This is a genomic window from Pontibacter locisalis, assembly GCF_042684605.1.
Taxonomy (GTDB): domain Bacteria; phylum Bacteroidota; class Bacteroidia; order Cytophagales; family Hymenobacteraceae; genus Pontibacter; species Pontibacter locisalis.
In genome coordinates this window covers 203,888-222,129 of record NZ_JBHULU010000001.1, presented here as the reverse complement: position 1 = coordinate 222,129, position 18,242 = coordinate 203,888, and the positions used below count along the sequence as shown (strand labels likewise).

20 protein-coding genes are annotated in these 18,242 nt (G+C 42.6%); 4 read left to right on the top strand and 16 right to left on the bottom strand.

Annotated elements, in window-relative coordinates; translation table 11 throughout:
- Positions 1-2 precede the first annotated feature (2 nt).
- Both kdsA and ACFSRY_RS00935 read left to right on the top strand, forming a co-directional pair.
- Positions 3-812 carry a 3-deoxy-8-phosphooctulonate synthase gene (kdsA, locus tag ACFSRY_RS00940; RefSeq protein WP_377502470.1) on the top strand — a complete coding sequence of 270 codons (810 nt, stop codon included), beginning with the start codon at positions 3-5 and terminating at the stop codon, positions 810-812.
- Between the two features lie 24 nt (positions 813-836).
- A complete protein-coding gene (locus ACFSRY_RS00935; RefSeq protein ID WP_377502468.1) occupies positions 837-1,607 on the top strand; it encodes a DUF695 domain-containing protein in 771 nt (256 codons plus the stop codon).
- Between the two features lies 1 nt (position 1,608).
- On the opposite strand, the gene ACFSRY_RS00930 is transcribed toward ACFSRY_RS00935, so the two are convergent.
- Together ACFSRY_RS00930 and apaG are read right to left on the bottom strand one after the other, a co-directional pair.
- The gene (locus ACFSRY_RS00930; RefSeq protein ID WP_377502465.1) at positions 1,609-2,394 is read right to left on the bottom strand and encodes an O-methyltransferase; all 786 of its coding nucleotides are present in this window, start codon (positions 2,392-2,394) and stop codon (positions 1,609-1,611) included.
- Positions 2,395-2,419: 25 nt separating this feature from the next.
- Complete coding sequence (gene apaG / locus ACFSRY_RS00925) at positions 2,420-2,806, bottom strand: Co2+/Mg2+ efflux protein ApaG (RefSeq protein WP_377502461.1); 387 nt, start codon at positions 2,804-2,806, stop codon at positions 2,420-2,422.
- Between the two features lie 103 nt (positions 2,807-2,909).
- Here apaG and ung point away from each other — a divergent pair, with 103 nt between their 5' ends.
- Positions 2,910-3,572: a uracil-DNA glycosylase gene (ung, locus tag ACFSRY_RS00920; protein ID WP_377502457.1), complete on the top strand. Its 663-nt coding sequence runs from the start codon at positions 2,910-2,912 to the stop codon at positions 3,570-3,572.
- A gap of 63 nt (positions 3,573-3,635) precedes the next feature.
- On the opposite strand, the gene ACFSRY_RS00915 is transcribed toward ung, so the two are convergent.
- Entirely contained in the window at positions 3,636-4,406 is a 771-nt protein-coding gene (locus tag ACFSRY_RS00915; protein WP_377502453.1) for an outer membrane lipoprotein-sorting protein, read from the bottom strand.
- Between the two features lie 111 nt (positions 4,407-4,517).
- Here ACFSRY_RS00915 and arsC point away from each other — a divergent pair, with 111 nt between their 5' ends.
- Positions 4,518-4,859 (top strand): arsenate reductase (glutaredoxin), encoded by a 342-nt coding sequence (arsC, locus tag ACFSRY_RS00910; RefSeq protein ID WP_377502450.1) that lies wholly within the window; start codon positions 4,518-4,520, stop codon positions 4,857-4,859.
- 182 nt (positions 4,860-5,041) lie between these two features.
- On the opposite strand, the gene lepB is transcribed toward arsC, so the two are convergent.
- From lepB to yidC, 13 genes are all read right to left on the bottom strand, one after another.
- A complete protein-coding gene (gene lepB, locus ACFSRY_RS00905; RefSeq protein WP_377502447.1) occupies positions 5,042-6,142 on the bottom strand; it encodes a signal peptidase I in 1,101 nt (366 codons plus the stop codon).
- A 15-nt stretch (positions 6,143-6,157) separates the two neighbouring features.
- Complete coding sequence (gene dapB, locus ACFSRY_RS00900) at positions 6,158-6,874, bottom strand: 4-hydroxy-tetrahydrodipicolinate reductase (RefSeq protein WP_377502444.1); 717 nt, start codon at positions 6,872-6,874, stop codon at positions 6,158-6,160.
- Positions 6,874-7,509 carry a DUF5683 domain-containing protein gene (locus ACFSRY_RS00895; RefSeq protein ID WP_377502441.1) on the bottom strand — a complete coding sequence of 212 codons (636 nt, stop codon included), beginning with the start codon at positions 7,507-7,509 and terminating at the stop codon, positions 6,874-6,876. Before ACFSRY_RS00895 ends, dapB begins: the two co-directional genes overlap by 1 nt.
- A gap of 7 nt (positions 7,510-7,516) precedes the next feature.
- A complete protein-coding gene (locus tag ACFSRY_RS00890; RefSeq protein WP_377502438.1) occupies positions 7,517-8,431 on the bottom strand; it encodes a ParB/RepB/Spo0J family partition protein in 915 nt (304 codons plus the stop codon).
- Positions 8,432-8,443: 12 nt separating this feature from the next.
- Positions 8,444-9,226, bottom strand: a complete 783-nt coding sequence (locus tag ACFSRY_RS00885; protein WP_377502435.1) for a ParA family protein — start codon at positions 9,224-9,226, stop codon at positions 8,444-8,446.
- 8 nt (positions 9,227-9,234) lie between these two features.
- Positions 9,235-9,915: a metal-dependent hydrolase gene (locus tag ACFSRY_RS00880; RefSeq protein ID WP_377502431.1), complete on the bottom strand. Its 681-nt coding sequence runs from the start codon at positions 9,913-9,915 to the stop codon at positions 9,235-9,237.
- 320 nt (positions 9,916-10,235) lie between these two features.
- Entirely contained in the window at positions 10,236-11,078 is an 843-nt protein-coding gene (locus tag ACFSRY_RS00875) for a YsnF/AvaK domain-containing protein (protein WP_377502428.1), read from the bottom strand.
- 79 nt (positions 11,079-11,157) lie between these two features.
- Complete coding sequence (locus ACFSRY_RS00870) at positions 11,158-11,601, bottom strand: YsnF/AvaK domain-containing protein (RefSeq protein ID WP_377502425.1); 444 nt, start codon at positions 11,599-11,601, stop codon at positions 11,158-11,160.
- A gap of 264 nt (positions 11,602-11,865) precedes the next feature.
- Positions 11,866-12,591, bottom strand: coding sequence for a VIT1/CCC1 transporter family protein (locus tag ACFSRY_RS00865; protein ID WP_377502422.1), 726 nt, complete (start codon positions 12,589-12,591; stop codon positions 11,866-11,868).
- 53 nt (positions 12,592-12,644) lie between these two features.
- A complete protein-coding gene (locus ACFSRY_RS00860) occupies positions 12,645-15,116 on the bottom strand; it encodes an LEA type 2 family protein (RefSeq protein WP_377502419.1) in 2,472 nt (823 codons plus the stop codon).
- Between the two features lie 72 nt (positions 15,117-15,188).
- Entirely contained in the window at positions 15,189-15,704 is a 516-nt protein-coding gene (locus ACFSRY_RS00855) for a DUF6438 domain-containing protein (protein ID WP_377502416.1), read from the bottom strand.
- A gap of 8 nt (positions 15,705-15,712) precedes the next feature.
- The gene (locus tag ACFSRY_RS00850) at positions 15,713-16,303 is read right to left on the bottom strand and encodes a hypothetical protein (RefSeq protein ID WP_377502413.1); all 591 of its coding nucleotides are present in this window, start codon (positions 16,301-16,303) and stop codon (positions 15,713-15,715) included.
- A gap of 100 nt (positions 16,304-16,403) precedes the next feature.
- Positions 16,404-18,230 carry a membrane protein insertase YidC gene (gene yidC / locus ACFSRY_RS00845; RefSeq protein ID WP_377502410.1) on the bottom strand — a complete coding sequence of 609 codons (1,827 nt, stop codon included), beginning with the start codon at positions 18,228-18,230 and terminating at the stop codon, positions 16,404-16,406.
- Between the last annotated feature and the right edge of the window lie 12 nt (positions 18,231-18,242).

Sequence of the window (18,242 nt, the reverse complement as noted above, 5' to 3'; positions counted from 1 at the left end):
TCATGTTCGAAATACCAAAATTAAAGCATACAGATAGCGGTAACTTCTTTTTGATGGCTGGTCCATGCGCCATAGAAGGAGAGCAGATGGCCCTAGAAATAGCTGAATACCTTACCAAAATATCTGATCAACTAAGCATTCCGCTGATATTTAAGGGGTCCTATCGTAAAGCAAATCGCTCCCGCCTAGACTCCTTTACCGGTATTGGTGATGAGAAAGCGTTGAAGATCCTGCAGAAGGTGAGTCAGGAGTTCGGTGTGCCTACAGTAACTGATATTCACGAATCTGATGAGGCAGCCATGGCCGCTGAATACGTAGACGTGCTGCAGATACCTGCTTTCTTGTGCCGCCAAACAGATTTGTTGGTGGCAGCAGCTAAAACCGGTAAAGTGGTGAACATAAAAAAAGGTCAGTTTCTATCGGGAGAGGCAATGCGTTTTGCCGTAGATAAAGTAAGGGAATCAGGTAACGAAAAAGTAATACTTACTGATCGGGGGAACAGCTTTGGCTACTCTGACCTGATAGTTGACTTTAGAAACTTACCTGAGATGCAGGCTACTGGAGCCTCCGTAGTGATGGACGTTACACACTCGTTACAGCAACCGAACCAGAGCTCAGGTGTTACCGGTGGAAAACCTGCGTTGATTGAAACCATTGCTAAAGCAGCTATCGCAGTAGGGGCAGATGGCCTGTTCATCGAAACGCACCCGCAGCCCAGTATAGCTAAATCTGATGGTGCAAACATGTTGCCTTTGGATCAGCTGGAGGTATTGCTTACAAAGCTTATTCGTATCAGGGAAGCAATACGTTAATAGAATAAAGAAAGCATAAGAACTATGAACAGCGACTATGAGCAGGATTGGGATGTTTACTTCTGCTATTTAGAAGATACTCCGGCTTTTATCAGCGTGGACCTTGGCTACTTTGATGTAGCACCGCTTACTGATAAACCTCACCTGATTGAAGTGGCTGCTGGCTTGTTAACTACTACTGCTGATGGATTTCCGGAGAATGATGAGTGGGAGAAGCTGGAAGAAATAGAAGATATGCTGGTGAACAGCTTTGAGGAGAAGCTGGAAGCCTCTTTTGTGGGTAAGACTCTGAACAGCGGTCGGCGCGGCCTATACTTCTATAGTGGCGATACACTGCTGGTTGAGCAAATGATAGATGAGCTTCGGCAGCACTTTCCTGCTTATACTTTTGAGCATCAGGTACAGGAAGATCCCAACTGGGAGGTTTATTTTGATTACCTCTACCCAGACGAGGAGAGTCTGCTCCGAATCCAAAACAACAAAATGCTCCGTTTACTGGAGGAGCAGGGCGACCAGGCATATGTACCCCGCCTGATAAGCTACAGCTTGTACTTTAGGTCCAAGAAAGACAGAGCAGCAGTTGTAGAAGAGGTTACTAAGAGTGGGTTTGAAGTAGTGGAGGAATCCATGCTTGGCTCTGACAAGGAGGTTCCTTACAAGCTGGTGTTAAGCAGGGAGAGTAAGGCTGATGAAGAAACTATCTACCTGGTAACAGAAATGCTTCAGCAGCTTGCCATACAGCATGATGGTGAATTTGATGGCTGGGAAACACAGGTGGTGCAGGAAAACGACTAGGTTAATAGTAAAGCGTAAAGTCTTCCTTTGGCTGCGTAGTTCTGAAAAATACCAGCCCTACATAGAACAGATCAACAGTTTGAAGCACCTTCGGGTGCTTCTTTATTTCCTCCCAGGCTCTCTTCATTTCAGGGGACCAGTACAGGTCATCTATCACAAACACACTTCCTTCATGGTGCTTCTCCATGCATTGCTTGAAGTAGCGCATGGTTGGTTCATACCGATGGTTGCCATCAAAAAACACATAGTCCAGTTTATCAACTTTTTCAATTTGCAGGGCAAGTGTCTCGTCAAGGTTCCCGATTACCGTCTGTACCTGTTTTAATCCCAGTTTAGCGAAGTTTTCCTGAGCCACCTTTGCAATATTCGGGCAGCCCTCAAAGGTATAAACAGCAGCCTTCTTACATGCTTCTGCCTGGTAGCAAGTAGTAATGCCTAACGAAGTGCCTAGATCAAAAATTACCTTAGGCTGGAAGTGGTTCACTATCCGGAAAAGCAGCTGACCGTATTTTGCAGGTTTGGCGGATGTTTTGGCAATTTCTCTTACCTGTCTCGTTTTCTTTGTACCCGCCTTTGGTCCAGCTCCAAAATCAGTGACCTGTAGCTCACGGGAGTCTTGTAAAAGCTCATTTCGTAGAGACTCAACCGTATCATATGCTGCAAAATGCCCATCGTGCCGGATTACCTGGTTGTTCAGGTCAAATATAAAAGGAGAGTGTACCCCGTGGAGTTTGACCGATCTTAAGCTATAAAGGAGGTAGTGGAAAGCCAGGTGAAAAGGAAGCACGTTGTAACTTTATGTTTATTTGGTTTTAATTCAGCTTGTAAGGCACGATCAGTGTGAATTCCGGGATAGTTACATCAAACTGCTTACCATCAACCATACGCTCCATAAGATAGGTGCCACGCATCTTTCCCAGACTGGTTTTTAGATTACAGCCAGAAACATACTCATGCGATTCTCCAGGTTCAAGCACTGGCTGCTGACCAACAACGCCTTCTCCTTCTACTTCTCTTACTACACCAGTGGCATCATGAATGTACCAATGCCGGCGCAGTAGTTTAACAGTAAACTCGGAATTATTCTCTATACTAATCTTATAGGCAAATACATAATGCTGCTGCACAGGACTGGAATAGTCTGGAAGGTAATTTGTAGTAACCGTAACTTTTACACCTTCTGTAGTTTTTGTATCCATGTTACAGAGTTTTTTGTATAATTAGAAACTATTGTGGAGCGAGACTTTGCTTCCGTAGGTAAAGTTTCTCATTTTTCACCAAACCCATCAGGCCCAACTGTTCATGAATGTAAAGATAGAAGAAAGCTGGCAAAATGTGCTGCAAGATGAATTCGAAAAACCATATTTCAAAAATCTTGTCTCATATGTTAAAGACGAATACACATCTCAAAAAGTTTACCCGGCTGGCAACCAGATTTTTAATGCTTTTCAAATGTGTCCTTTTGATGAGGTAAAGGTTGTGATTTTAGGGCAGGATCCTTACCATGGTCCTAACCAGGCAAATGGATTAGCTTTTTCTGTAAGTGATAAGGTGCGAACGCCACCTTCTCTGTTGAACATTTTTAAAGAAATAAAAAGTGATCTTGGCAAAGACATGCCTGCTACGGGTAATTTGGAGAGGTGGGCACAACAGGGAGTTCTTTTACTGAATGCTACCCTTACCGTGAGAGCAGGAAACGCGGGTTCTCATCAGAAAAAAGGGTGGGAAGAGTTTACAGATGCCGTTGTGCAGAAGGTAAATGACTTAAAAGAGCACGTGGTTTTTATGCTATGGGGAAATTATGCACAGAAGAAAGGAGCTTTTATAGATGAAAGCAAACACCTGGTGCTGAAGGCTGCCCATCCATCTCCGTTTGCAGCAGACAGGGGTTTTTTTGGTAGCAGGCACTTTAGTAAAGCAAATAAGTATTTACAGGAACACGGTAAAGAACCGATTAACTGGTAAAGATGCTGTAGCAATGGCCGGAGAATTTCCCCGGCCATTGCTACAGCAGTTACTTTAACCTTATTACCATTTTGCAGTCTTGAACTGCTCAGGATTATACCAGGTGTCATTTTTCTTCTTCGGAAAGCTTAGGTTAAAATATTCTTCCCGTAAGGTAAGCTTGCCGTTAGTTTTAAAAATGATTTCCATTGCCACCCAGTTTTTCTCTACAAGCTGGTAATTGTTCATTTCTACATCTCTTGTAGAGCCTTTTACATTTGTTAGCACCCGCACTACGTATAGTCTCTCCTTATCTACCCAGAACTGTGGTGTTTTATCATCGTTGGCATCAGTAGTGCCTATGACATAAGCATCTCGCCCCTGCCATTCAGCCTCCGTCATCTTTGTCAGGTCGAACCCTATCTTCTCCAGTTTGTTAACAGAATCCTCAGGTTTTAGAAAGTAAACATCGAAAGCTAAGAGTACCAGCGGGTGGATTTGGAAGGTCTTGGCCTGTAGTTGATTGTTTTTGAAAGTATAAAGGGAATCTGATTTGAACACTACACCGTTGCCGCTTTCAAAGCCGTTGAACCGGATATGAAGATTGCCGGGCTGGCTGTAAATTTCCTGCCATATTTCTTCTTTTGTAACTTTGTCCTCTTCATAGAAAATAGCACGTTGTTCGAATGCAAAGTTTGGATACCATTTCTTTTCCCAACGATTATACATTTCTTTTATCAGTTCATTGCCGTTCGTAATGGTTTTACCCTTGCCAGAAAATGTAAAACTCATACAGCACAGGCAGGCCAGGCTCAAACAAAGCCCGCTAATCCAGTTAATTTTGATTTTTCTCATAGTTGTTTAGAATTTACGACGGCAATTTAACTAAAACAGACAATTCAAAGCTGCACTAAATTGCAAAGTGCCTCCTGATTTTATTAATTTAACATACTTAAGCTAAATGACATGATAAAAATTTACCATAATCCAAGGTGCAGCAAGAGCCGCCAGACATTAGAACTGATAAAGGATGCAGGACAGCAACCCGAGGTTGTAGAATACTTAAAAACTCCGCCTTCCGTTTCTGAGCTAAAAGACCTGCTCCAAAAACTTGGCTTGAAGCCGGAGCAACTGCTGCGCAAGGGAGAGCAGGTGTACAAAGATAACTACAAGGGAGAAGACTTAACCGATGAGGAGTGGATTCAGGTGATGGTAGAGCATCCTGTTCTTATTGAACGTCCTATTGTAGTTAAGGATAAAAAGGCTGTTCTAGGCAGGCCACCTGAAAATGTGCTGGAGCTTCTGTAGGCATATGCATTATGGGCCGCATGGATTCAGAGGTACAAAAGAGGGTCCATTATCAAGCCTCGGTAGTGAGGCCTACCAAACAAGATTTTAAAAGGGAAGAACTAGTAATTGCCTGGTTATATCAACAGTACAACAAAAAAGCCAAACTTTTAAGGTCTGGCTTTTTTGTTGTAGAGATTACTTTAGTCGATGATGTTAAAAATGCGGCTCCATCGTATTTTATCAAGGAAACCTCCGTTAGGGTCAGTTGACATCCAGATCATCACTGCTTTTCCAACAATATGATCTGCTGGTACAAAACCCCAGTAACGGGAATCAAGGGAGTTGTGGCGGTTGTCTCCCATCATAAAGTAGTAGTTCTGCTTAAAAGTATAGCTGTTAACTTCACGGCTATCGATGAATAGCTTTCCATCTCTAACTTCTGCATTTTCGTTATGCTCGTACTGAAGGATCACTTTTTGGTAAAGCGGCAAAGTCTTTTCATTAATTTCCATAGTAGCTCCTTCTTGGGGTATATACAGAGGTCCAAAGTTATCTTTGTTCCAGTCATACATGCTAGGTACATTAGGAAACACTTCCGGATCACCTTTACCAGGAATTTCCTTGAGCAGCATAGCTTCCTTAATAAAATCAAGTGAGGCTAATTCTTTCGCTTTTTCTGGGGAGGTGTCTACAATATACCCACCTTGCCAGCGAATAACATCTGTAATATCACGATCTAGGAAAAATTTCTCGTTCAGCATATTATCCGTTGAGATAAAATATTTGAACTGCATTCCTTCAGGGTTCTCCATGGGCTTTCCATTAATGTACACCTGCATATCACGGATGCTTAGGGAGTCACCGGGAAGACCAACGGCTCTTTTGATATAATTTGTGCGTAAGTCAGCAGGGTGTTGTTCTTCCGGAGGAAAGTTGAACACCACAACATCGCCACGTTCCACATCCGTAAAACCTGGCAAACGGAAGGAGGGTAACTGAATAGCATCAGAATAGGAGGGGATGTTTGTGCCCCAGATAGTCTGGTGCGTCAGCGGCACCTGCAATGGCGTCATCGGGGTGCGGGGACCATAGTGAAGCTTGCTTACAAACAGGAAGTCACCAACCAACAGCGATTTCTCCATAGAAGGCGTTGGTATGGTATAGGCTTCAAATGTAGCCCATCTTATAAGGCTGGCTGCTATTACGGCAAACAGAATGGCATCTCCCCATTCACGGGCAAAGCTTTTCTTTTTTTGGGGCTCCTTTGTTACTGGCTTTTTATCCCAGAATTTTACGTTCATCTGCAAAAACTATAGTTACAGGTTTAGCATGTCTTTCATGCCGTATACGCCTTTACGGCTAACAAGCCAGGATGCTGCCATCACAGCGCCTTCAGCAAATCCGGCGCGGCTATGTGCTATATGGCCAAGTTCAATTTGATCTACTTCAGAGCTATAGGTAACAATATGTGTGCCTACTACATCAGGCTCTCGTTCTGAAGCAATGTTTAATTTATTCTTTTCTTCCGGACTATCAGCTACCCAGCCTCCCAAATTCTTATAGCTGGATAGGATACCCTCAGCAGTAGTAATGCCTGTACCACTTGGTTTATCAACTTTTTGCAAGTGGTGAATTTCCCTTATTCCTACCTGGTATTCCGGGTAAGCCTGCATTTTGCTGGCAATGTACTCATTAAAATGAAAGAACAGGTTAACCCCAACGCTGTAGTTAGAGGCATAAAAGAAGGCACCATTGTTCTTCTTACAAAGTTCTACAGCCTCCTCAAATTTATCCAGCCAGCCTGTAGAGCCTGAAACAACAGGTATACCATGCGTAAGGCAGTAGGAGATATTGCCATAAGCCGCTTCCGGATGTGTAAACTCTATGGCTACATCTGCATTTTCAGACGTATAATTTAGCAGGTCCTCTGCATTGTTGTGGTCAATTCGTCCTATAATTTCATGACCTTTAGACAGGGCCAGCTGCTCGATGGTCTTACCCATCTTGCCATAGCCGATCAGAAGAATTCTCATTATGGTTTAGTATATAATACAAGGGTAATACCCGGTGTCATGGCATACCTTTTGGCCTGTACCGGTAACAGATCAGGTTTTATGCGTATAGCGAGGTCTTCACTAACATCAAACTCCTTCAGATGGGCATGTACATAGGCTTCGGCAATATTCAAGCCATAAGCCAGTACAGAAAGCATAATCGTCAGGTCTCGGTTACGGCGGTAGAAGTCGCGGCTGTAGCGTAGATTTTGTGTGCCGGTACTTCGCTGTATGCCATAAATGGGATCATCACGAAAAACGTCAGTGGAATCTCTGTTGCGTTGCACTAACGCTTGCCGAAAATCCTGGTATTTTTCATTATTATCAATGATAAAATACCCCAAAGCAACGCCTGCGCCCCACACTATGGGTACTTTCCAATACGCTTTATTATAGATTTGGCCTGCTCCTGGGACTATGGCTGAAAACAGAGCCGCTTTTGCAGGTTTGTCCCACCTACTTAGAAAAAAGCCTTTCCCAACATTCAAAGTATCAGAAACAGGTACGCGCAAAGAATCAGGTCCTTCCGTTACTGTCTGCCCTAAGGCAGGTACATAAACAAAAGAAAGAAATATCCCTACCAGTATTATTGCCGCTTTGAAGTTAAGCTCCATCTTAGGTTTAGTAGTTTAATATTTCTAAAATACGGTTCAGCTCATCAACTGATACAAAAGGTATTTTGATCTCACCTTTACCCTCGTTGTTTGCTTTTACCTGTATTTTAGTGCCAAACTGAGATGTTAGCTTGGTTTCTACTGATTTCAGCTCCTCATCATATTTACCGAAGTGCAGTTTTTGCTGGTTGTCTGGCTTTTTCTTTGCGTTCTGCAGGTTACGTACCAGTTCCTCCACCTTTCGTACCGACAGTTCTTTGGCTACCACTTCTTTGAACACATCCAGTTGTTGCTCAATGGTGTCGATGTTGATCAGAGCCCGGGCATGACCCATGGAAATCAGATTATCGCGAAGAGCAATCTGGATATCCGGGGGCAGCTTAAGTAAGCGCAGGTAATTTGTAACGGTTGTACGTTTCTTACCAACACGATCCCCCAGTTCTTCCTGTTTCAGGCTGCACTCCGTTAAAAGGCGCTGATAGGAGAGGGCAATTTCAATGGCATTCAGGTTTTCGCGCTGAATGTTTTCAATCAGGGCCATCTCCAGCATTTGCTGGTCATCAGCCTTGCGTATGTAGGCTGGAATTTCCGTTAAGCCAGCAATTTTGGAAGCCTGATAACGGCGCTCTCCAGAAATAAGCTGGTAGGTGTTCTGGTCGAGCTGGCGAACAGTGATAGGCTGTATAATGCCTTGTACTTTAATAGACTCTGCCAACTCCTCCAGAGCCGCCTGATCAAAGTGAGTTCGCGGTTGGTAAGGGTTGGTCTGTATCTGATCAATAGCTATATCTGCGATGGTATTGACTTCGTTAACGGTGGAAGATTCTGTTTTTCCAGTGTATTTATTGCCCTCCAAGAGAGAGCCAAGGCCTCTGCCGAGGCCGCTTTTACGTTTAGCTGCTGAATTTTTGTTATCGGACATGAAATCGTAATGTTATTTCGCCAGCGCAACGCTGTTCTTCTCTGCAATTTCTCGGGCCAGGTTCAGGTAGCTTAGTGCTCCTTTGCTTTCTGCATCATACAGAATGGCAGGCAATCCAAAACTTGGCGACTCGCTCAACTTCACATTTCTCGGTATAATGGTATCAAATACCATCTGTTGGAAGTGCGTTTTAACTTCTTCCACTACCTGATTGCTCAGGCGCAGACGCACATCATACATTGTTAAGAGTATGCCTTCAATGGCTAACTCTGTGTTCAGGCGCGATTGTATGATCTTGATTGTGTTCAGGAGTTTACCTAAACCTTCAAGGGCAAAATATTCGCACTGAACCGGTATTACAACTGAATCAGCGGCTGTAAGAGAGTTAACGGTTATCAGACCCAGCGAAGGAGAGCAGTCAATGATAATATAATCATACTTTTCCTTTAGCGGATTAAGCACCTCACGCATTTTTTCCTCCCGGTTCGGAAGGTTAATCATTTCCACTTCGGCACCAACAAGGTCGATATGCGAGGGGATTAGGTCGAGGTACTCAATATTAGGGGACTGAAGTAAAATATCCTCAACCTTTACATCTTCCACCATACATTCGTAAATGCTTGTTGTGATGGTAGCAGGGTCAAAGCCTAATCCAGAGGTTGCATTTGCCTGTGGGTCCGCGTCTACTAAAAGTGTTCTAAACTCTAAAGCTGCTAAGCTGGCAGCTAAATTGATTGCTGTTGTTGTCTTACCAACACCACCTTTCTGATTCGCAACTGCGATAATCTTTCCCATTCTAAAAATTATAGGTTAATAGTTTGACCTATCTCCATCAAAATAAGTTCTTTGTCTGCCATTCTTGCCACTTCCTGTACCTCTTCACGATCAATTTCTATGTATGGAAAGGTGTCGAAATGCATCCCGATTACCTTATCTACCTGCACAAAGTCTGCGGCAATCATGGCATCATGAATATCCATGGTAAAATTGTCACCTATAGGAAGCAAAGCAAAATCTACATCAAATTGCTCGGGTATAAGCTTCATGTCGTAGGTTAAAGCCGTATCTCCGGCATAGTAAAAGGTCTGCTCTTCTGTTTCCACAACAAACCCTGCAGCACTTCCGGCATAAGTACCATCAGGTAGCGAACTGGAGTGAACAGCGTTTACCATTTTAACAGTGCCAAAAGGTAGTGTTACTTTACCTCCGGTGTTCATAGGGTGCGTTTTTTCTACACCTTTTGCACCATACCAGCTGGCAATTTCGAAAGTAGCAATGATGGTAGCATCATTGTTCTTAGCAATTTGTTCAGCATCGTGTACATGATCCTGGTGACCATGGGATAACAGAATATAATCAGCTTTTATTTCATCAACGTGAATACTGGAAGCTAATTCGTTAGGGGAAATGAACGGGTCAAACAAAACACGGTTCTCTCCGATTTCGAATAAAAAGCAAGACTGTCCGTAGTAAGTTATTTTCATAATTGCTGTTAATTAGCTTTTGGATCATCTCCTGAGACACCTGAACCTGCACAAAGATACATCTTTTTAGCCACAATGGAGGAGATGTTCCACGCTTCGTGACCTTTTTTTATCCACGATTTTACATACTTTTCCACCAATGTTCCACACCCTCCCAAATTAGGAACGGGATAAAACGCGCAACAGTATCAAAAGAAATTTTTTTCCTGTTTCTGCAGCTTTACTTACTGGCAAATAACAAATCTTGTACTGTAGGTACAAAAAACGGGAGCAGCTAATAATAGCTGCTCCCGTTCATTAAGGTTTATAAGGCACTATCCTTATTTCTTTTCAGGACCTTTTTTGTTGAGATCCCTGTTTTCATTCTTAGGATTTAGCCTGTCAATTTCAACGTCCGTTTTACGTTCTGTACCACGGATAGTCTCATTGTGCTGTTCTACGTCTTTGCCTAAACGAACTTCCTCAACAACGCGGGCTTCCTTATTTACTACAGGCACCTCGGCGTGCTCAGTCATTGTGGTTTCACTACCTTTGAAGTTGGCCAGGTCTTTTTCGTTGGCAGGGCGGTTAACTGGCTTTCTCTCTACATGTACGTGTTCCTCACGTAAGCGAAGTTTTTCTTCAACCGGTCGCTCAATAATGCGACTTCTCATGCGTACTCCACCAGTTTCCACTTCTCTTTTACCAACCTGCATGTTCTCTTCCACTACAGGGATAGAAGCGCTTGAATTGGTCCATTTACCTTTGTCTGAGCTAGACATCGTGCGGCGCTGTGCTGATCGCTCATCAACATCTACTGCACCTAATTTATCCAGGATCTCAGCAGCTTTCTTTGCTTGCTCCTTAGAGTCAGTGTGTACGGTTACAATAGAACCATTCTTTGCTGTTTCATAGTATTTGCTGGACTCTTCACGGTTGTCAAAAAGAGAGTTAAAAAAATCACTGTCTCTTTTACTGTCCGGGGTAGTAGCTGTTGTATTCGTTGGCCCACCCATATTTGGATTTGATGGGGAAGGCTTACTTCCTGCTGCACTACTTTTATCTCTAGCGCCTCTTACGGCTATATCTATTTTATTATTCGGAATGCCGCTACGTTCAAGTTCCTGTGCGGCCATTTGGGCGTCTACGCCATAATCGAAAATTCCTATTACTGTCTGTTTCATAGTTATTGTTGTTTAGTTCATTATTCAAAATAAAAGCATGATTCTCATGCTTCTGTGTGGTTAGATAAATTTTTATTATTTAAGATCTTTTGATCTTTACTTCTTCTTTTTTGAGAGTTACCTGTTGAGGACGATGCTCTTCGATTCTTTTTTTCGTGATGTGAAGTTCTTCGACAAGAACCAGTCGCTTTTGAACAACTACTTCTTCTTTTAACACGGGTATAATCATAGTGTCTCCATCATAGCGGACCTCTGGAGCTTTGTCCACTGAAATGTTTTTTGCAACCCGCTTTACATCTACCTCATCGTGCACGAAGGGTACATCTACCGTTACTTCTTCTTCGTGTACCTGTTTTGACACATGAACCCTACCTGTTTCAACTTTTTCAACATCCACATGTAGCTTTTCCTCTACAACCGGAATCACCTTCTCCTGATTATCTGAAATTTGTTCAGCGGAAGTACTCTGCCGAAGCTTTTCTTCAAATTCAGTATCTTGTACTTTATCTTTGTTGGTGTTCATTAAATAGTTGTATTTAAATGTTGAAATATATCTTTATTGTGATTCTAACTACAAGCTCTATTAAAATTTACGGCAGGAGAGAGGTAGAGTTAATTAAGGAGGTAAATATAATATTGGTAAAGTTCAAATAAAGTTAATCTTTTTGGCAACTCAAGGCTTATAGATGGTGAATCCCCCTTTTTATTAAGTGAATAATAGGTGTAACAGGGGGAAGGTATAAAGTTAAACTCCTAGTGGAGGAGCAACTTTCAGGGGAAAGAGGCTTTACTTAACAAGTCCCTCCAATACATCACCAACGAAGTATGCTACACCAGCCGCTATCATACCAAGGGCAAGCGTTTCGATCATGCCCCTGAACTTATTTACTCCGGTTACATAACTTTTTAAGAACCCGATTACAAGAAAACCTACAGACGTAAAAGATATTGTCCAGAGAAAAGGGTTCCCATTAAGAGGAGCAACATAGTCCCAAACATAAATTGAAAGAGGTATTAAGCCTATAGCAATAAAAGATAGATAGGTAACTAACCCGATAGCTACCGGAGACTTCTGATTTTTAATCATTCCCAATTCGTTTTTCATCATGTCATCCACCCAACGCTCTTTATCATGAATGATAACGTTTACGACTTGGTCCAGTAACTCTCCATCAAAACCTTTAGCCCTGTATATATCAGTTATTTCTTGTTTCTCTTCTTCTGGGAAATTTTTTATCTCCCAGTGTTCAGTTCTCTTATGCTTTTCATAGTTGTCTCGCTCCGACTTGGTAGACAAATAAGCGCCAACAGACATAGAGAATCCATCAGCCAGTAAATTCGCAAAACCAAGTATGATGATAACTGAGCTGTCAAGGCCGGCACCTACAGAGCCCGAAACAACAGCGAACGTCGTAACACATCCGTCAATTCCGCCATAAACAAACTCCCCAAGGTACTCCTGAAATCTGGAAAAAGGGGTTACCTGGTGAGAGTGGACTTCGTTGTGGAGCATAGTCAACGTTTTTTTATCAGCCTATATGAAAGAGTTACTTAAACAGGATACTATTACTCGCTTGTCTCATTCCGAGTGCCAGACTTCTTGTTTTTATTGAACAAAATTGACTTCTCCCACTTTTCAAATCTGACATAGGTGTTCTTGATTTTCGGATTAGCGGTGTCTATAGTGGCTGAAGAATTTATATAAAGGTTTCTGGTTTTGCTCTTGCCCATCAGGCGTGCAAAGAAAGCTCTGAACGCCTCACCTATACCCAGATTCAGGGGCACCTTCACTATGCTGGTACCTAATGGGATATCATATGTGCGGTTAATAGTGCCGCAGACATCCAATAGTTTCTCTACACATACATTATAGGTAATATCACTGATTTCCAATCCCTTTGTGTTAGCGTTGTTAACCTGCACGAGTCCGGTCACAAGTATTCCCTTCGTGAAGCTAAAGCCTCTCAGTTTTACTTTTTTTAGCTTCGTTACCGGCACTTTAGGCGTGGGTACTTGAAATTCATTAACAAAAGATACCTGCTGACTTTCAAGGTCATCTATATGAAATACAAGCGTAACGAATTCCTTCAATAACATACTGTCTTGTTCCTGATGGTGAACCAGGTGATTACGCCACGTTTCATAGTTTACAGCCAGCGTTATCCATGCTGTTTGAGTTCCTTCAGCTGGTAGTATTTTATTTACGTTTTCTCGTGCAAAAGCAATGGTATCCTGCTCATGTGTAAGTTTCAGGGCGAGGCTATCCACATAAAAGGGGACAGGCAATGGATTTCTCACCTTTATGTTTAACCTCACCCAAGCCGTGTCATAGGCGATGGTTACTTCCAGGGTGTCGATACTTGTAATTTGTGGCAGTAGTTTCTGACCGCCGGTACCTTTAGCTAACTCAAGATCACCTGTAAATTCAAGATTAATTTTTGTGGGGCCAAGGATATCATTATCACTTAATATTTTAGCGGTAGCCTGAAGCTCATAGGCCCAGTTTGTATTCCCCTTCAGTGCTTTTCTTATAAGCTGGTTAACATCATCTGCTGAAAGGTGTATCGGTACTTCTACTATCGCGTTTTCTTCACTTACCCTGATCGGCTCCTTTGTTTGCCCTGTCAAAAGAATATCATCGCTTAGCTGTAACCTGTAATCCAGGTTCTTTATCCGGAGGTTAGGAAGATTAGAACTTTCTACCTTAAGTTTCAGATTTAACTGAGCTCCTTTCTTAGGATCTAGTTCTTTTACTTCCAGACCGGCTACCTGAATTCCCGCCTGCCCCGGAACCGGCACCTGAACCTGGCGCCTGAGTGATATTTTTTGCCTCTTTGCTTCCGGAAGATTGTAAACAAGGTTTAGCTCAACTTCCAGGTTTACCTTCTTCTGGTCCTGCACCTTCTTCATGAACTGCTGATAGGCACTCTCATCTACCAATAGCTGTAGATTAAGAGACTGATCTCCGGATTTAGGTAAGATCTTTTCGAAATCTTTTTTTCCGCTTGCTATTACCTGGCCTTTATGGCGGATATAGTAGGAGGCACTATCTATGTAAAAAGGAATAGGGGCAGGATTGTGTACTACTATGTTTGCATTTAGCCGTGTCTGCTCCTCATTAGAGTCAATTTCAAGCCGTTTTATTTGTTTTACTGTAGGAAGGTAGTTCTCACCTGTTCCCATTTTACTGATATCCAGTTCCCCAGATTTTGCAACAGTTAATCTAAAAGAGTCGAAAATCGGATGGTCACTACTGATTTGCGCCTGAATTTTCGCATCATACTTCCACAAATCATCTCCGGAAAGTTTTTTCTCTATTAGAGCAATAGCGTCTGAAGTTTTTAGTTGTAGGGGCACCTCCAGAAGCTTAGATCCCTTTTGCAGGTGGAAAGTAGTATCTACTCCACCGGTAAACTGAAGTGAATCAATCTGAATATCATAACGGAAGTTATCAATGATTAGCCCGGGCAGGTTTTTATTAGTAGCATCTATCTTGAGCAGGAAAGAATAGCCGGAGTCCGGACTAAAGCTCCTCACTATCAGATCCTGTACTTCCATTTTGGGTGCCTTAGCAACAGGTACGGTTAATTGGCGGTTAACAGTTATGCTCTTCTGACTGATGATGGGAAGGTCAAAGTAGACGTCCATTGCTACATCTAACCTTAGGCTATCTTTTCCTTGTTGTTCCTGGAGGTGCTTTCTGTACTTTTCAAAGTCAAGTTCCATACTAAAATCTACAACTTTGTCGCCCAAGGGTGGAAGAGTATGATCGGTAGTCATTTGTCCCCAGCCCAGGGTGTCACCCTCGTCTGTTATCGCATAGTTAATGCTGTCAAGGGAAATTGATAAAGGTATCCTGTTTTGCACCTGCACTCCTGCCTTAACTTGAGCCGTATCTTTTGCCAGTTCAAGTTTCAGGTACTCCAGTCCTTCAACTTTAGGGTAGTACTTCTTTTTCAGTATAAAATATACTGCGCCACCAATTACCACCAGCAGCAACAGAGCGAAAATAATCCAACCTTTTTTCTTTCCGGACATGTGTAAGTATATCTTTTGAGCTTTTTTTATTCGGCTTTAATATATTTTTTGACTGTACGTCATTTAGTATTTTTATTGTTTTTGGCTTTTCTGTTTTACCAGTGACAGTATTTTATCATTAAGGCTTTCTTTGAACTGTTGTAGTTTTTCCGGACCTCCTTTTTGATGCTTTATCCTCTTTACTTCCTTTCCATTCTCGTAGAAGGTCAGGTAAGTAAATGGCATATCTGTCCAATCGGTGAGATAGGAGTTTTGCATAGAGGTATAATCTAATGTACTGATATCAGCCTTTAGCTGCTTTAGTTCTCTTTTAGATAAGTAAGTTTGAAGCGTATCTTCCACTGTAACGTGTTCCCATCCAACATACGTTATGGTACCATCTTCCATGATGGCAGCCTCATAAGAAGGGCAGGGGCCATAACAAGGGGTTTTCTGAAACTTAAGCAGTGGAGGCGCTGCAGATAGTTCTTTACCGGAAGTCTGGCATTGGCTTCCTGTGGCGCAGCCAACCACTGTAACAAGAATGATCAGCAATAGAAAGACTGTAACGAGTTGCCCTTTTATGTTAAATAATGCCGATCGCTGCATGTTGTTTCCTATAGTTCAGAAACTTTACTGAATTTCCCTTCTTCAAACACATAAGCTTCTGGTGCACAGTCAAGGCATTCCTCATAATTTATGGAAGCATTTGGTGGGTTTATGATAAACAGGCGACTGTCAGGGCTGTATTTTGCTCCTATACTACTTTGCAGTTTATCCATTACTTTGCCGTTTTCCCTGTTTATCACATAATGCAATTGGCAATTGGTGCCGCAGCCAACGGATACCACTGTATACCTGCCTGCGAAGTTTATACCTTCTTTCATGCCTTGCTGCAGGGCTGAACGATAAGTGCCTGCATCTATGTGACTACTCTCATCTAAAGGGGCAAGACGTCCACGATAAATATCTCCGGCATCGTAGGAGCTGTTTTGCTGGTATTCCTCCATTGTTATCTCGTAACGCTGATACAGGTCTTCTCTGTCTCGGTCAGAAACAGGAGTTTCTATTTGGCTCTCTTCCAATTGCTCTTCCAGTTCAGGATGAGTTCCGGCTATAGAGCCATCTTCCTCCGTTTTTTGTTGGCAGCTTAATAAGGTAAAAGCTAAAAGCAGTAAATAGGGATATAGGGAATTGTTCTTCATCATATCAGGCATTTACTCCTGCATACGATACAGAAACAACTATAGTCATAAAAAAAGCCCCTCCTGTTGTGGAGGGGCTTTTTTTATGACTTCTAACAGAATATTATTTCTTCGCTTTACGCTTCTGCTTTTGCTGCTCTTGTGCCTGGCGCATAGCTTCTTGCATACGCTCCGTGAAAGAAGGGCCACCAGTTTTCTTTTTCTCCTTGATCTTGTCTTTATTAGCTTCAAGTCTGGCTCTTACTTTACCTTCATCCACAAATTTACGGATAGCAGCCTGCTGACCGAAGGTTACAATGTTGGAAACGAAATAGTAGAAGGACAGACCAGCAGGGAAGGAGTTCAACACGAACATGAAGATTAACGGCATTAAATAGCTGTAGAACTTCATTGGACCCTGCATGGTGTTAACCTGGTTGTTAGACCAGGTATAAAGTATGGTTGAGGCTGTCATCAACAAAGTGAACATACTCACGTGGTCGCCATAGAAAGGAATTGTGAACGGCAGTCTCGCGAATACATCATAAGTCGAAAGGTCTGAAGCCCATAGAAATGCTTCCTGTCGTAGCTCAATAGAGTTAGGGAAGAAGTTAAACATGGCAAACAAGATCGGGATCTGCAACAGCATTGGAATACAGCCGCTCAACGGGTTCACGCCCATTTCCTGGTACAGCTTCATGGTTTCCATCTGCGTTTTCTGCATATCGCCATCGTTACGCTCCTTGATAGCATCGATTTCCGGCTTTAAAACCTTCATTTTCGCCATCGATACATACGATTTGTAAGTAAGCGGGAAAAGGATAGTCTTGATGTACAGTACCAGCAGCATGATGATGATACCGTAGTTACCGATATAGTTCTCCAGGAAATCAAATGCCGGGATGATCAGCCATTTGTTCACATAAGAGAAAATTCCCCAGCCCAAATCAAGGTTCTTGTCAAAATCGTTTCCGATGTTCTTTAGAATGTTGTAGTCATTCGGGCCGAAGTAATACATAAACTCCCCTTTGCCTGAAAGAACATCTTGTGTAGGTATCAGGATCTGGGAAGACAACAACTTTACAACGGTTGTGTCAGCAACGTCAACGGAAGTTTCCATTTTAGCTCCTGCAAACTGGTTACCGGCTATAATACCTGCCGTAAAGAAGTTCTGCTTGTTAGCAACCCACTTCAGTGGCTCCTCAACAGTCATGGTTTCCTTATCCTCTGAAATAGAAAGATAATCATAACCATCTTCTATAGTAGCAAAGTTAATTGTAGACTTAGCTCGATTTTGCTTCAGGTCACGCTCCAACTGCTTTAGCTTGTCGTTCCAGGTAAAGGTCATGGTGTTACCACTTACCTCTCTGTCAAGGCCTTCAAAATTAAGCTTATAGCCTAGCATGAAGTTTTCTTCATACAAAGTATAAACCTGCTCAATAAACTGCCCGTTACCTAGGTCTGCCCTGAAGGAGATTGTCTTACCAGCTTTACCATTAGCCTCTACCTCTCTTACCTGAGAAGGAGTAAAGTATAAGTCTGATAATTGTATCTTTTTACCATCATTGGTCGTGAAGGAAAGATCTGTGCTACTGCTTTCGCTGTCAAACAGCACCAGTGGCTCACCTTGGTAGGTTTTGTAATTCTTTAATACAACCTCTTCTACCTGACCGCCCTTTGTATTAAAAGTTACCTGGATGTTCTGGTTTTCTACAGTAGTAGTACTTGCTTCACCTGTAGCGGCAGCGCCAAAAGCGCCGAGAGCAGTTGCTCTGCGAGCCTGTGCCAGTGAGTCATCTTCTACAACTGCAGCAGGTTGCACTTGCTCTACCCTGGCTTTTTCTTCAATTGCCTGTGTCTGTACTGGCTGCTCCGGACTCGTAAAAAAGAACGAGTAGGCCAAAAGTAGCACGGCAATTAATCCAAAGCCAATCGCTTGATTTCTATCCATTTACTAAAATTT